At 40.4% G+C, this 14,483-nt stretch carries 12 protein-coding genes; 9 read left to right on the top strand and 3 right to left on the bottom strand.

Features of this window, described 5'->3' with window-relative positions; genetic code table 11:
- The first annotated feature begins 498 nt into the window (after nucleotides 1-498).
- A complete protein-coding gene (locus tag L655_RS1000000127360; RefSeq protein WP_206741309.1) occupies nucleotides 499-642 on the top strand; it encodes a hypothetical protein in 144 nt (47 codons plus the stop codon).
- A gap of 335 nt (nucleotides 643-977) precedes the next feature.
- On the opposite strand, the gene L655_RS0101230 is transcribed toward L655_RS1000000127360, so the two are convergent.
- Nucleotides 978-1,166, bottom strand: coding sequence for a YdaS family helix-turn-helix protein (locus L655_RS0101230; protein ID WP_024603823.1), 189 nt, complete (start codon nucleotides 1,164-1,166; stop codon nucleotides 978-980).
- Nucleotides 1,167-1,283: 117 nt separating this feature from the next.
- On the opposite strand from L655_RS0101230, the gene L655_RS0101225 reads away from it, so the two are divergent.
- From L655_RS0101225 to L655_RS0101205, 5 genes are all read left to right on the top strand, one after another.
- Nucleotides 1,284-1,931: a LexA family transcriptional regulator gene (locus L655_RS0101225; protein WP_024603822.1), complete on the top strand. Its 648-nt coding sequence runs from the start codon at nucleotides 1,284-1,286 to the stop codon at nucleotides 1,929-1,931.
- A gap of 255 nt (nucleotides 1,932-2,186) precedes the next feature.
- On the top strand, nucleotides 2,187-3,776 hold the full coding sequence (gene prfC / locus L655_RS0101220) for a peptide chain release factor 3 (protein WP_024603821.1): 1,590 nt from the start codon (nucleotides 2,187-2,189) through the stop codon (nucleotides 3,774-3,776).
- A 59-nt stretch (nucleotides 3,777-3,835) separates the two neighbouring features.
- Entirely contained in the window at nucleotides 3,836-5,578 is a 1,743-nt protein-coding gene (gene argS, locus L655_RS0101215; protein ID WP_024603820.1) for an arginine--tRNA ligase, read from the top strand.
- Between the two features lie 339 nt (nucleotides 5,579-5,917).
- Nucleotides 5,918-6,556 (top strand): pyridoxamine 5'-phosphate oxidase, encoded by a 639-nt coding sequence (gene pdxH, locus L655_RS0101210; RefSeq protein ID WP_010553172.1) that lies wholly within the window; start codon nucleotides 5,918-5,920, stop codon nucleotides 6,554-6,556.
- Between the two features lie 21 nt (nucleotides 6,557-6,577).
- Nucleotides 6,578-7,345: a TatD family hydrolase gene (locus tag L655_RS0101205; protein WP_024603819.1), complete on the top strand. Its 768-nt coding sequence runs from the start codon at nucleotides 6,578-6,580 to the stop codon at nucleotides 7,343-7,345.
- On the opposite strand, the gene L655_RS0101200 is transcribed toward L655_RS0101205, so the two are convergent.
- Complete coding sequence (locus L655_RS0101200) at nucleotides 7,312-7,932, bottom strand: AhpA/YtjB family protein (protein ID WP_024603818.1); 621 nt, start codon at nucleotides 7,930-7,932, stop codon at nucleotides 7,312-7,314. The genes L655_RS0101205 and L655_RS0101200 overlap by 34 nt on opposite strands.
- A gap of 152 nt (nucleotides 7,933-8,084) precedes the next feature.
- On the opposite strand from L655_RS0101200, the gene serB reads away from it, so the two are divergent.
- Nucleotides 8,085-9,113 (top strand): phosphoserine phosphatase SerB, encoded by a 1,029-nt coding sequence (gene serB / locus L655_RS0101195; protein WP_024603817.1) that lies wholly within the window; start codon nucleotides 8,085-8,087, stop codon nucleotides 9,111-9,113.
- A gap of 20 nt (nucleotides 9,114-9,133) precedes the next feature.
- Here serB and L655_RS0101190 read toward each other — a convergent pair whose 3' ends face one another.
- Complete coding sequence (locus tag L655_RS0101190) at nucleotides 9,134-11,611, bottom strand: PilZ domain-containing protein (protein ID WP_024603816.1); 2,478 nt, start codon at nucleotides 11,609-11,611, stop codon at nucleotides 9,134-9,136.
- A gap of 362 nt (nucleotides 11,612-11,973) precedes the next feature.
- Between L655_RS0101190 and radA the strand changes: the two genes are divergently transcribed.
- Both radA and L655_RS0101180 read left to right on the top strand, forming a co-directional pair.
- Complete coding sequence (radA, locus tag L655_RS0101185) at nucleotides 11,974-13,359, top strand: DNA repair protein RadA (RefSeq protein WP_024590039.1); 1,386 nt, start codon at nucleotides 11,974-11,976, stop codon at nucleotides 13,357-13,359.
- Nucleotides 13,360-13,434: 75 nt separating this feature from the next.
- Entirely contained in the window at nucleotides 13,435-14,367 is a 933-nt protein-coding gene (locus L655_RS0101180; RefSeq protein ID WP_024603815.1) for a hypothetical protein, read from the top strand.
- The last annotated feature ends 116 nt before the right edge of the window (nucleotides 14,368-14,483 follow it).

The following is a 14,483-nucleotide window of genomic DNA, read 5'->3' as shown; positions in this document are numbered from 1 at the left end:
ATACGGCGGCATGGAGGCGTCGTATGTGCGCCGCTTAAAAGAGCTTGAGGAAGAAAACCGTCGGCTTAAGCAGATGTATGCTGAGTTGAGCCTCAAGTCACAGATGCAAGAAGACATCATAAAAAAGCTCTAGCACCTGTGGCAGAACGAAAAGTCTGGGCACGCGAGTTGCAGGTGCAGTATAAGGCGAGCGTTGTAATAGAGCTGTGATGTGGTTGGTATCAGTCGCACTGCTTACTATTACGAGCCGAAATTGAACGATGATGACGAAATCATTGATGCCTTGAATGCTTTAATCGAAAGGCACCATCGGTGGGGCTTCCCGAAGTGCTTCAAACGCCTTCGTAAGCTATAGGCAACCGTTGGAACCACAAACGAGTTTATCGCGTTTATACTGAGTTAAAACTGAACCTACGACGCAAAGGTAAAAAGCGACTACCCAATCGCATTCCAGAGCTGCTCCAAATGCACTGGAGTAAGTCCTGGTCAATGGACTTTATGAGCGACAGCTTGCACAACAAAGTCAGGTTCCGCACATTTAACGTTATTGACGACTTTAATCGCGAAGTTTTAGGTATCGATATTGCGACCAGCATGTCGTCGCTGCGCGTCATACGCTATCTTGACCAACTTGCTGAGTGACACGCTTACCCTGAGAAAATTCGAGTTGATACTGGCAGCGAATTCACCTCGGAAGTGTTTGTGAATTGGGCAAAAGCACATGACATTATGATTGATTACATCAAGCCCGGCTGCCCATATCAGAACGCATACATTGAACGGTTCAACCTAACTTATCGTGACGATGTACTCGACGGCTACATCTTCAACAACCTGAATGAAGTGAAGCAAATAGCCGAAGATTGGATTGAGTTATGCATCAACGACCGCACGATTCACTCAATGATATGACGCCGTTTGAGTACCGAAATGCGGCATAAATATTCTACGAGATGACTGTGTTCTAAATGGGGTATTTACATTACCTGTCCTTGCGTAGCTTGTTCGATGGGTAAAACGAATTCAGCGGGAACACGCCCTGATTTATTCAACCAAAACCAGACGTTTTGCTGTTTTGAGTTGATGGCTCGTGCTAATGCTGATTGCCCGCCGAACAAGTCAATGGCACGGCGGAGATGTTTTTGTGTCGTGTTGAACACTTCCATACCGTCACCTGTTACAATAATAACTGTTACAAGATTGAGTGTTACAGTTTAAACTGTAGATTAGTCAACAGTTAAAATTGTTGAAAGGCTACAGTTTTATTTGTAGAATACGGGCTTATGAAAACTTTATCCGAACGACTAAACCATGCCTTGCAGCTTACTGGGGTGACTCAGTCTGAGTTGGCTCGTCGCATTGGTATCAAACAGCAGTCGATCAGCCAGATTTGCTCTGGTAAATCGGCTAGGTCTCGTTACACCATGCAGATCGCGGAGGCGCTTCGCGTGAATGCTCATTGGCTCGCCACAGGTGATGGCGAGATTGGCTTGGGGGTCGGTAATGTAGAAGTTGGGCCTGACATTAAGGGAAGAATTCCTCTCATTAACTGGGTTCAGGCCGGTGATTGGACTGAAATAGCGGAGGGATTTGCCCATGAAGATGCTGAAGAGTGGCGTGAAGTCACTGGAAAAGCACATGAGGGTTGTTTCGCACTTCGCGTAAAAGGCGACAGTATGGAAAATCCAAGCGGGAAAAAATCCATACCTGAGGGGGCAGTGATCGTTGTTGATCCTGAGTTACCTTGCACTTCAGGTTCATTGGTTGTTGCGCGTTTGGATGATTCGAAAGAAGCAACCTTTAAGCAGTTGGTCATTGACGGTGAACAGAAGTACCTAAAACCTTTGAACCCCCAATACCCTGCAATACCGATCAACGGCAACTGCACCATCATTGGTGTAGTACGACAAGCTATCATCGATTTTTGGTAGCGAAGGAATTTGTGGTTTAGCCACAGTTGTTCATGAGCTGAAGAAGCAACGATTGCAAACAGCTACAACTGAGCATTGGCGCACGCTGAGAGTAAATGGTAACCGATTAGATAACCATTGATTGTTTATAAAGTCAAGATCAGCGAAAATAGCGGCCAATTACGATTAACACGACGGATTTGACAAGCGAAGAACTGAAAGAGAGTACTTCCAAAAGTGTGTACAAATCCGTGTACAAACTAAAAGAATTTATACATGGCAAACCAAGATTTTCTTAATGAAATCAATAAGCGAAGGACCTTTGCTATCATCTCTCACCCTGATGCTGGTAAAACAACGATTACCGAAAAAGTATTGTTATTCGGACAAGCTATTCAAAGAGCTGGTACTGTAAAAGGTCGCGGCTCTAACCAGCATGCTAAATCTGACTGGATGGAAATGGAAAAAGAGCGTGGTATATCAGTTACTACGTCTGTAATGCAATTTCCATATAACGACGCACTTGTTAATTTACTTGATACGCCAGGACACGAAGATTTCTCTGAAGATACGTACCGTACATTAACAGCAGTAGATTCGTGCTTAATGGTTATTGATGCGGCTAAAGGTGTAGAAGACCGTACCCGTAAGCTAATGGAAGTTACACGCCTGCGTACCACACCTATTGTTACGTTTATGAACAAATGTGACCGTGATATTCGCGACCCAATGGAAGTGCTGGACGAAGTTGAAACAGAGCTAAATATTGCCTGTGCACCCATTACTTGGCCAATTGGTTGTGGTAAAGAATTCAAAGGTGTTTATCACATTCATAATGATGAAGCTGTTTTATATAAAACGGGCCAAGGTCATAAAATTCAAGATGTTCGCACAATTAAAGGCCTTGATAATCCAGAGTTAGATATTGCCATTGGTGAAGACTTAGCTGCGCAGTTACGTGATGAGCTTGAGCTTGTTATTGGTGCATCAAACGAATTTGATTTAGATTTGTTTTTAGCCGGTGAGCTTTCGCCAGTTTATTACGGTACCGCACTTGGTAACTTTGGTGTTGATCACGTGTTAGATGGTTTAACTAAGTGGGCACCAACGCCACTGCCTCGTGAAACCGAAGACAGACTTATTGTTGCAACTGAAGAAAACTTTACTGGTTTTGTATTTAAAATTCAGGCCAACATGGACCCTAAGCACCGTGACCGTATTGCATTTATGCGTATTGTATCGGGTAAGTATAGCCAAGGCATGAAAATGAATCACGTGCGAATTGGCAAGCAAGTGAGCATTTCTGATGCGGTAACTTTTATGGCGGGCGACCGTGAGCGTGCAGCCGACGCTTACGCGGGCGACATTATTGGTTTGCATAACCACGGTACCATTCAAATTGGTGATACATTCACGCAAGGCGAAAAACTTAAATTTAGTGGCATTCCTAACTTCGCGCCTGAACTATTCCGCCGTATTCGTCTTCGCGATCCGCTTAAGCAAAAGCAATTATTAAAAGGCTTAGTACAGCTTTCTGAAGAAGGTGCTGTGCAAGTATTTAGACCGCTTATAAACAACGATTTAATTGTGGGCGCAGTAGGTGTACTTCAGTTTGATGTAGTTGTAGCGCGCTTAAAAGCCGAATATAACGTAGATGCTATTTACGAAGGTGTAAACGTAAATACAGCGCGTTGGGTAAGCAGCGACGATGTTAAAAAGTTTGAAGACTTTAAGCGCAAGTGTGAAAGTAATTTAGCACTCGATGGTGGCGATAACTTAACTTACATTGCGCCGAGCCGTGTAAATCTTAATTTATCAGTAGAGCGTTACCCAGAAGTGACATTTAACCACACTCGCGAAAACTAGAATCGACTGACTACAGTTAACTGAAAGCCTGCTTTGGCGGGCTTACAAAGGTAAAAAATATGAATATTCGTACTATTTTAATCGAAAAAGCCATTGCCGCTATGGCGGGCGCAGGCTTACCTGAAGACACAAACCCAGCAGTAACGCAAAGCACACGCCCACAGTTTGGTGATTACCAAATTAATGCAGCAATGGGCGCGGCTAAAAAAATGAAAAGCAACCCACGAGAGCTTGCGCAAAAAATTATAGATAACCTTGATGTAAGCGATATCGCAGAAAAAACTGAAATTGCGGGCCCAGGTTTTATTAATATTCACTTAAAGCCTGAGTTTTTAGCGCAAAGCGTTAAAGCAGCTAATAGCGATGCAAAGCTTGCTGTAAACGAGCACGCTAACCCACAAAAAGTAGTGGTTGATTACTCATCGCCAAACCTTGCTAAAGAAATGCACGTAGGCCATTTACGTTCAACCATTATTGGTGACTCAATTGTACGTGCGCTGGAATTTAGAGGCGACACAGTAGTACGCCAAAATCATATGGGTGATTGGGGCACGCAATTTGGTATGTTAATCGCGCATTTAGAGGATCAAATTAGCCAAGGTGTTGACTTAGATACTGTAGCACTTGCCGATTTAGAAACCTTTTACCGCGACGCTAAAAAACGTTTTGACGACGAAGAAGGCTTTGCAGATAAAGCCCGTAATTACGTTGTTAAACTACAAGGCGGCGACGCACACTGTGAAAAACTTTGGAAACTATTTATAGCCACCTCAGTTAAGCACTCTGAAGAAGTATACAAACGTTTAAATGTAACGCTTACCCAAGCCGATATTATGGCTGAAAGCGCATACAACGCTGAGCTTAAAGATATAATTAGCCTGCTTAAAGATAAAAACATTGCAGTAGAGTCGCAAGGTGCACAAGTTGTATTTTTAGATGAGCTGGCTAACAAAGATGGCGAGCCATCTGCGTTTATTGTGCAAAAATCTGGCGGTGGCTTTTTATATGCAACAACCGATTTAGCTGCATGTGATTATCGCTCAAATAAACTAGGTGCTGATCGTATCTTAATTTTTGTTGATGCACGTCAAAATCTACACTTTACTCAAGTAGAGCTTACAGCGCGTAAAGCAGGTTTATTACGAGACGAAACAAGCTACGAGTTTTGCCCGTTTGGCACCATGATGGGCGCCGATAATAAACCATTTAAAACACGTACCGGCGGCACGGTAAAACTTGCTGACTTATTAGAAGAATCAATTAACCGTGCAGCTGCAAAACTAGCTGAACGTGAATCGGATTTAAGTGATAGCGATCGCAGTGAGATTGCACGTAAAGTAGGTATTGGCGCAGTTAAATACGCCGACCTTTCTAAGCACCGTACCAGTGATTACATTTTTAACTGGGACAGCATGCTAAGCTTTGAAGGCGCAACCGCTCCTTACTTACAATATGCTTATACACGCGTACGCAGTATTTTCCGCAAATCAGGCGTTGATGCTGCTTCATTAAATTCAGACGTTGCAATTGTTGAGCCTCAAGAAAAAGCACTTGCACTTAAGCTACTACAGCTTGAAGAAGTACTTGATTTAATGATCAGCGAAGCAACACCGCACGTACTATGTGGTTACTTATATGAGTTAGCAAGCTTATACATGACATTTTACGAAGCCTGTCCAGTACTTAAAGAAGGCGTAGAGCCAAGCGTGCGCGATAGCCGTTTAGTGCTGTGTAATTTGGTTTCTAAAACACTAGAAACGGGATTAGACTTACTTGGCATTGAAGTTATGGAGCAAATGTAATCACCTTCTGCTGCGTGTAGTTCGCTTTGACTGCGTTGTCGTGCTTTTTTAGCCTAAGTCACATACTAAATGTATGCTCCTTGGCATAAAAAAGCACTCCGTCTTGTCAGCACTTCTACACTTGCAGATGTAATGTTTTACATTGTAGGTTGGGTTGAGTGAAACGAAACCCAACGATTCACCTGAGACTCTATACTTATTGCTATCGAATGCACCTGAGTCTCTGCGTTTATTGCTATCGTATATACCTGAATCTTAATGTTTGTTATTACTCAACATCTATTGTTTTAAGCTCGCTACTCTAAGCTCTTTTCTAATGCTTTATTTAAAGGACTTGTTATGAAACTCGAAGATATCCGTCGTGAATACCTGCAAGACGCGTTAAGCGAAGATAACTTGCAAGATGATCCGTTTAAGCAGTTTGAAACGTGGCTTGAGCATGCGGTAGCAAGTCAATTGCCCGATCCTACTGCAATGGTTGTAGCAACCGTTGATGAAACCGGTCAACCTTCACAGCGTATTGTGCTTTTAAAGCATCTGGATGATAACGGTTTTGTATTTTTTACCAATACAGGTTCGCGTAAAGCGCAAGAGCTTAAAGGTAATAACAAAATATCGCTGCACTTTCCGTGGCACCACATGGAACGCCAAGTTATTGTGTATGGCGAGGCTAAACCATTACCTACATCTGCCGTGGCAAAGTACTTTTTATCTCGACCTAAAGAAAGCCAATTAGCTGCGTGGGCGTCAGCGCAAAGTCGTCCGGTGTCATCACGTAAAGTACTCATGGAAACCTTCGCCAACATGAAAAATAAGTTTGCTAAAGGTGAAATTCCATTGCCTGATTTTTGGGGCGGATATTGTGTAGTACCCACTAAAATTGAGTTTTGGCAAGGTGGGGCGCATCGTTTGCATGATCGCTTTATATATCAGCGCCAAGCAGATAACAGCTGGCAAATTACGCGCTTAAATCCTTAATAAATAGATGAGTAAGTAACCGTGCAATTTATTGACTCTCATTGCCACCTCGACTTTAGCGAGTTTGATTCGAATCGTGAATCGCTCATAAACGTGTGTGTAGCAAAGGGAGTTAATCAGTTTGTTGTGCCGGGTATTACGCTTGCTCAATCGCATACTCTCATAAAACTCAAAGCAACTTACCCAAGTATAAAAATAGCCGCAGGGCTACATCCTTACTTTTTAGAGCAACATAAAGAATCGCACATAGAAGCATTATTTGAATTCGCGACTGCAAACAAGCATCAGTTAGTAGCTATTGGTGAGTGCGGGCTTGATCGAAGTATTGAAAACCTTCCTAAACAAACTTATTTATTTGAGCAGCAAATAGGGCTTTCTAATGAGCTTAACTTACCGCTCATTGTGCATCATAGGCAAAGCCATGATTTAATTGCGCAATCGTTTAAGCGGTGTAAGCCAAAAAATGGGGGAGTGATCCATGCATTTTCAGGATCGCTTCAACAAGCGCAATATTATATTAAACAAGGCTTCAAACTTGGCGTAGGCGGTGTTATTACCTATGATCGCGCAGTTAAAACACGCGCTGTTATTGCTGCTATTGAGCCAGAGCACTTAGTACTTGAAACCGACTCACCTTCAATGCCGTTAAGCGGTCATCAAGGTGAAGTTAACACGCCACTGCATATACCTGATGTATTTAACGCGTTATGTGATTTAAAGCCACATAGTGAAAGAGGGACGCTTGCAAAGCAGCTTTACGATTCTTGTTCAGATGTTTTTTGCATATAGCGATTTACCTGCCAACGTTTTAATCCACGCCCTAACTGCCACGTAAAAATACATGCAATCACTAGCATTAATAGTACCTGCCGACCTAAGTCATGAAAATGATTATGGCTGTCTGATATTGCGGCGCGAGTTAAATAAGTAACAGACACAAAGCCTATAGGGCGGTCATCATCGCTTATCACGGGTTCCATAAAAGGTGTTTTTAGTTTACTAATACCCGGTATAGAGTCAGGGAGTTGTCCATAAATATGATGTGACTGCCAATTGTCACTACTAGCAATTAAAATGCCCTGTTGATCATAAATAGTCGCAGAAAGTACAAATTCATCTTTACTTATATCGTTACAAATGGCGTTGAGCTGTGGTTTGTTTTTTTCAATAAGCGGTGTTTTAACATTTAAAGCCATAAACTGAGTGAGGCTTTTTGCCGTGCTATCGGCACTATCATAAAGTAACTGATGACTCTGAAAACTACTATTAACACCTACCCAGCTTAGTAATACAAAACAACCAGCCGCTAGTATTAAGCGAACAAGTCGTTTTCTTTGAGAAGCAGTAATAGGGTTTTTAATATGGTTATTTTTCATAGTCACCGTTTATGCTACTGACAGCATTTTGATTTGATGTTACAACTACACTAACTATAACCTTAAACCCCACCTGATGGCGAATTTAGTGTTGAGAATACCAGTTATGATATGCCAATTATCAGGAAAATAAAAATAAACACGGAGATTCCATGTCGCAAATCAACATGGCACAGCAAGCTGCTGAGCAACCATTACAACACTTAACTCTAAATAAATGGTTTAGCTATAGTGGTGGTGTATTTACACCTCTTGATTATATACCAAACAAAGCATTAGGGTTATTTAGCATCGCATTTGCGGGTGATTTTGAAGAAAAACACATTGTTAGCATTATTGATTTTTTAGCTACGCATAACCAAACAGTCAGTGCTATATGTCAATATCAACCAGATTTAGGGTTAGCTCCAGCACTGTGTTTTTACGCGCAAAACTCCGATCAAGCTATAAACCCGTTAGTACTACAAGAGTTTTCAAACACCCTAGATTGTCAATTAGTGCAAGTTTCTACTGCGCCTAATTTATATGAGCCTGGTTTATTGGTTATGGATATGGATTCAACTGCAATAACTATTGAGTGCATAGACGAAATAGCACGGCTTGCGGATGTTTACGACGAAGTTGCCTCTGTAACCGCACTTGCAATGGCGGGTAAACTTGATTTTAGCGAGAGTTTAAATCAGCGTGTAGCTAAACTGGCTGGTATTGAAAAAAGCTTAATTGAAGAACTAAAAAGTGCATTGCCACTCATGCCGGGTATTAAAGTGCTGTGTCAAATTCTAAAACAGCATGACTGGTATTTAGTAATCGCATCAGGTGGTTTTGTACCGTTTGCAGAGCGCGTTCAAGAGCTTATTAATTTAGATGAAGTGCACGCTAATGTACTCGAATTTAAAGACGATAAACTAACAGGTAAAGTACTGGGTACAATTGTAGATGCACAACAAAAAGCAATTATTCTAGAGTCGTTACAACATAAACTAGGGCTTGAGAAGTCGCAAACAGTTGCTATTGGCGATGGCGCAAACGATTTAATCATGATGGCTAAAGCTGGCCTAGGTGTAGCAGTGCATGGCAAACCTAAAGTAGTTGAGCAAGCACAAGCGGCTATTTGTGAAGGGTCATTAATGCAATTGCTGTATATGTTGGCTATTCCGTTAGAAAATGAGCCCGCTCTTTAAAGTTGTTTAAGTTAAACCGCTTAGCGTAAGCGGTTTAACCAGATTAGTTTACGGCGGCCCATTTGTTCAACTTGCTCTTTTTTAAGCTCTAAATGGCTTAGAGCTTCTTCAGTTATATCTACTACGTCCCCCACGCCTGCAACAGCCCATAATGCTTCTTCTAAGTCTTTCGCTTTATGCATTGCATATTGGCTTACGTATTTAAGCTCATTAGATAGGTAGTCAGTATCGGGGCGACCTGTGCGCGAAATATACAAACGCATCACAAATATAAGTTGTGATGTAATGCCTTTACTAATTTGTTTGTAAAAGCTTGAGTAGTCTTCACCTAAAGCGCATTGGCTAACAATAGCCTCTTCAATTTTGCCCTTACGAGGGTCGAAATTAATAGCGAGTGTAAAAGCAAGCGGTGCATCTTGGCGACTGCGATCTTTAATATTAGGCGTTATTACATTAATAATTTGCTCTTCGGTAAGAATACTCGAAAAATCAGTTTTGTTACCTAATAAGCCAAAATTTTGCAAAATAACATGCACAGGACTGGCGTATAAGCCATAACCAATTGCACCTGTTTTAAAGTGTGCAGCTTCCTTGTGTAAATACAGCGGAAATTGGCATACACTTTTTGTAACCATATTTCTAAGCGCGGTAGATAAGCCTTCTACTTTAGCGGCTTCTTCAGATACTTTAAGTTTGTCTTTATTCCCTTCTATTAGCTGAGTGAAAAAAGTCACGCCAGCATGGGGTAAATCAGCAATACGATTCGCTTTTAGGTTGATAGTAGTGAATGACTTACTAATGGCCATTATTTCGTACTTTAGTTCGCTAAGCTTATGCTTTTTAGTTATTTTTTGAAGCTCAGGAAATGTTAAAAGTACTATATCACCTTTTTTAAATGTGACTGGTTGCTCGCACTCTAATTGCAAACCCATTACAGAAAAGTCACGTGTATAACCGTTAAATACTTCATCATTAATAGTGACGCTAACCGGTGTTTTATAAAGGTAGCGCTTATGCGAGCGTAAATTTACGTATTCAAGTGGCACAATATCTAAATAAGGTGGCGTTTTATGTTTTGCGTGGCCAAAATGTTTAAGCTGATTTACTAACGCTTTATCAAAAGTAAGTTGTTTATAATCTGCTTGCTCTGTTTTATTGCCAATACTTGTAAGTACAACAATATATTTAACGTCTTTTATAAGGCCTTTAACTCGAGGGGAAGGCGGCTTGTTGAGTTTTTCAATATTAGCGCCAGCACTATTAGGTAATGAAAGCGGTATAAAAGAATCATCTGGATGACTTGGCATTATTTGTATTTTAAAGCACTGCCAACTTTCTTTTTGGCTACCAAAACCTAAAAATAGATCACGTAATTTAGGGTTATTATTTAGCTCAGTTCGTGTCGCAGAGTAATAGTAAATTTTACCCGATGATATATGTGTAAATGTATAGAGGTAATCTTCTTTGACCGCGGTAATTTGGGTTAGTAATTGTGTAATGCGCTGATGATTGAGTATATTGTACAAACACGGTGTTTTTCTTTCATCGGTAAAATAGCGCTGGATAAAAATATTATTTTCAGTAGTAAGGCTAAGGCTTGGGTAATACTGTTCATCTTTTTTGCTTAAAAATACATATAAAGACGTTACACGAGGGATGTAGTATTGCTCATACCCCTTTGATACTACAGCATCGAGCGTGTTATCTAAATTTACTTTATAACGACGTTTATTACCGTGAATAAAGCTTTCTAAAAAGTCATTAAAGGCATCGTTATTTTCGATATAAGTGCGTTTTAAGCGAATGTGGTTGTATTCATGAGAGATATTTTCAACGGCAACAACCTCGTATTGAATACCGTTTTTTAGGCCAAGTTCAAAGTCTTGTTCAAGGCCTACCAAGCGCATTGCTATTAGTTCACCTTTTTTTATAGAGTAGCGCGTTGCAAGCTTAACTTTACAACCGCTTAAAGATATATCTGAGGTGCTAGCAGCAATGTTCTTTTTATCTTTGTAATCAATAGTTACTTTTATTGAGTAATTCATCCGTTCTTCACGGCGGCTCTCGTAAGAGGCAAACTTAATTACTTCAGTGCTTAAGTTACTTTCTGATTCTTGTAGTTCTGATTTTTCGGCGGCTTGTTTTTGTAATACGCGGTGGTTATTTTCTGTATTCATTACGGCTTCGTAAACGGCTAGGGTATATTCACCATGCTGTTTAAGTGCTTTTTCAAACACTTCAATGGCTGTGTCATCCATAAAGTGCTGTTTGCCGTTATGCTCATACGGTTTTACTTGGCCCGTCACTAATCCACGAAGATCAACAAAGCGTGCCACTGGCTGAGATAAGCGTGACATTTCCATTTTCATCAAAAATTGCTCAGGTTTGGTTAACCCAGCGGTTTTTGATTTGAAAATTAGGTCAAATTTAGCATTGCCTAAATATGTTTTTAACTCATTCACGAGGTCTTCGTGTTTGAGCATTATGTCATCAGCCATTTATAAAACCATCACCGTCTAATTGAAAAAGTAGGTATACTGTTAAGTCGATTTATTAGAAGTTCAATAAACGTTAAATCGCACTATGTTATTAATATAGGTACAATTATTTTAGTTACTACTGTTTAGCTCTTGTTATTATGTGTTATATGCCATTTTGTTGGCAAGTTACTTTAAACTATTTCAAAGCAAAAAGTATGCCCTAAATTATAGCTAAAAAGAAACACCATGTGTATTTAATGATTGTGACGCTAGATTTTTACGCAGGCAAGAGTTTGTTGCTAAGTAAATGCTTGAAGTGGCAAAATAAGTTATTAACAGTAAATGTTTTTAAAATTAGAGAATCGTAGATAAGGTTATAAATGACTAAAGCGGCAAAAATAGAGTTTGTGTGTACAGAATGTGGCATGAACTACCCACGTTGGCAGGGTCAATGCCGCTGCGGTGCGTGGAACACATTAGCAGAATTTAAACCTTCAGCAGGGCAGAGTAAAAAAGCGTCAGTTCGAGCAAATGTAGGTGGTTATGCTGGAGGTGCTGGTGGCGGCTCTAAAAAAATTAATGATATTGCTACGTCAGAGGCAGAAAAACAGCTGACAGAAATTGGCGAGCTCGATCGTGTGCTAAGCGGTGGTGTAACTACCGGCTCTGTTAATATAATTTCGGGTGATCCAGGTGCTGGTAAAACAACCTTGCTATCTGACCTAGTAGCGAGAATGTCACAACGTATGCCGTCACTTTACTGTACGGCCGAGGAGTCATTATCGCAGTTTAAAAACAGGGTAAATCGTTTAAAGTTAAACTATAACCCTGACGAGCTTTATTTACTTTCAGAAACCAGTGTTGAAACCATCATTGAAGAGCTCGAGAAAAATAAAATTAAGTTTGCTGTTATTGACTCTATTCAAGCGGTTGTAACCGAAACGGCAAATGGTAGCCCAGGTTCCCCTTCGCAAGTAAAAAGTGCAGCCCAAGCATTGACTCAATACTGTAAGCAAAATGATGTAACCATGTTCATTATTGCTCATGTAAATAAAAATAACGAAATAGCAGGTCCTCAAACACTTGTACATATTGTCGATGCGCTTTTACACATAGACACCAACGATGGGCAAATTAGAACCCTTAGGGCAAATAAAAACCGCTTTGGTGATATTGATACTGTTGGTATTTTTAAAATGTGCGAACGTGGTATGTTGAGTGTTGATAACCCGAGCGAAATATTTTTATCGGGTTCAACCACCGACTCACCTGGCTCTACTATTACCTGTATTCGTAAAGGGAATCGTAATTTATTGCTTGAGATTCAATGTTTAACTACCGAAACAGAAGCTGAATTTCCGCAGCGTGTTTGTGTTGGTTTAAATATGAATCGTATAAAAATGCTGACCGGTATATTACGTAAGCATACTAAAACTAAAATATTTCACGATACGTTTTTTAATATTGTGGGTGGCCTAAGAATAGATGAAACAGAAACTTGTATCGATTTAGCATTGGTTACCGCGCTACTTAGCAGCTTAAATGAATTTGTTGTGCCACGTACCACGTGTATTATGGGCGAACTCAGCTTAAACGGCGATGTACGCCCAATTGATAGTGGTGTGCCACGTGTTAAAGAAGCAGCACAACATGGTTTTACAGAAATATATATTCCATTTCGTAATTACCATAAGTCGATGGAAGGGCTAGGCGCTAAAATTACCCCTGTAAAAACCGTACATGAGTTACTTAGTTTGATTAATTAACACTTATCGGTGATGTTCTTCAGTGTTACTCTTAAGTTGAGACACTTTATAGAAAGAATTAAATAAGGAAATGACATGAAAAAATTAGTTATAGTTGCAGCTCTTGTGGCCGCAGGCGTTGGTGGTGTTAGTTACGCAAACTACGTAGCAACTCAAGAAGTGCGTGCAGAAGTAGATAAGCAACTTGCTTTAGTAAGCGAGCAAACTGGCGCTACATTTAAATACGCTGGTTTATCGGCAAGTGTTATTTCAAAGAGTGTAGAAATAACAAACATGGAAGTAATAAGCCCTGAAGGTGACAATGTTGCTAATATTCAAAGCATTGAAATAACTGGTTACGAGCCGGATAAAATATCACCACATACATCATTTGATGTAAAAAGCTTTCAGTTTGATAAAAGCTTCGTATCAAAATTACCAGCTGATACAAACGAAATGTTAGCGTCGGCAAGTTACGACTTACATTCATCACTTGATTACGATGAAGAGTCTGGCAATAGTGATGTAGTAGTTAAGCTTGATGCAAAAGACATTGTTAGTTTTAATATGGATATGGGTTTAGCTAATTCAAAAGCGTTAATGGATGCTTCATTGGCTATTAGCAAGGCGCAGCAAGAAGCGGGTGAGCAACCGCTGACGTATGAGCAAGAATTACAGCAGCAAACACTTGTTATGCAAGCAATGAGTAAATTAGAGCCGCGTAATGTTAGCTTTGCCTTAAATAACCAAGGTAAATTAAAAGATTTACTATCAAGCGAGCTTGAAAAGCAAGGTATGACGCTTGAGCAAATGGAAATGACGCTAGAGCAACAGTTACAACAAGCTCCTGTAACTGAAGATATTGCAGAGGCTTTAACCAGCTTTGCGAAAGGTTTAAATTCATTCAGTGTGTCTGCAAAGCTACCTGAAGGTAAAACTATGATGGAAATTAACCAACAAGTTATGATGCTAGTAGGGCAACCTGAAGAGCTAGTTAAGTTTATTAACTTAGAAGTTAAAGGTGATTAGGCCTTAGTTCTGTATTAATAAAGGCGCCAATTGGCTGTCTCTTGATCACAAGTCTGACTCAAGAGATTTTGCTAAATCGTAGCCTTCCAGGATGGCTTGTAACTTAAGCCATCCTT

The sequence above is a fragment of the Pseudoalteromonas sp. TAE79 genome (genome assembly GCF_000498015.1).
Classification (GTDB): Bacteria; Pseudomonadota; Gammaproteobacteria; order Enterobacterales; family Alteromonadaceae; genus Pseudoalteromonas.
The sequence above is the reverse complement of the archived record's forward strand: the minus strand, read 5'-3'. Positions and strand labels throughout refer to the sequence as shown.

Bases quoted from the DNA above. Each gene is read 5' to 3' on its own strand.
- L655_RS1000000127360 (WP_206741309.1), top strand. From the start codon at position 499: ATGAGCGACAGCTTGCACAACAAAGTCAGGTTCCGCACATTTAACGTT.
- L655_RS0101230 (WP_024603823.1), bottom strand. From the start codon at position 1,166: ATGGAAGTGTTCAACACGACACAAAAACATCTCCGCCGTGCCATTGAC.
- L655_RS0101225 (WP_024603822.1), top strand. From the start codon at position 1,284: ATGAAAACTTTATCCGAACGACTAAACCATGCCTTGCAGCTTACTGGG.
- prfC (WP_024603821.1), top strand. From the start codon at position 2,187: ATGGCAAACCAAGATTTTCTTAATGAAATCAATAAGCGAAGGACCTTT.
- argS (WP_024603820.1), top strand. From the start codon at position 3,836: ATGAATATTCGTACTATTTTAATCGAAAAAGCCATTGCCGCTATGGCG.
- pdxH (WP_010553172.1), top strand. From the start codon at position 5,918: ATGAAACTCGAAGATATCCGTCGTGAATACCTGCAAGACGCGTTAAGC.
- L655_RS0101200 (WP_024603818.1), bottom strand. From the start codon at position 7,932: ATGAAAAATAACCATATTAAAAACCCTATTACTGCTTCTCAAAGAAAA.
- serB (WP_024603817.1), top strand. From the start codon at position 8,085: ATGTCGCAAATCAACATGGCACAGCAAGCTGCTGAGCAACCATTACAA.
- L655_RS0101190 (WP_024603816.1), bottom strand. From the start codon at position 11,611: ATGGCTGATGACATAATGCTCAAACACGAAGACCTCGTGAATGAGTTA.
- radA (WP_024590039.1), top strand. From the start codon at position 11,974: ATGACTAAAGCGGCAAAAATAGAGTTTGTGTGTACAGAATGTGGCATG.
- L655_RS0101180 (WP_024603815.1), top strand. From the start codon at position 13,435: ATGAAAAAATTAGTTATAGTTGCAGCTCTTGTGGCCGCAGGCGTTGGT.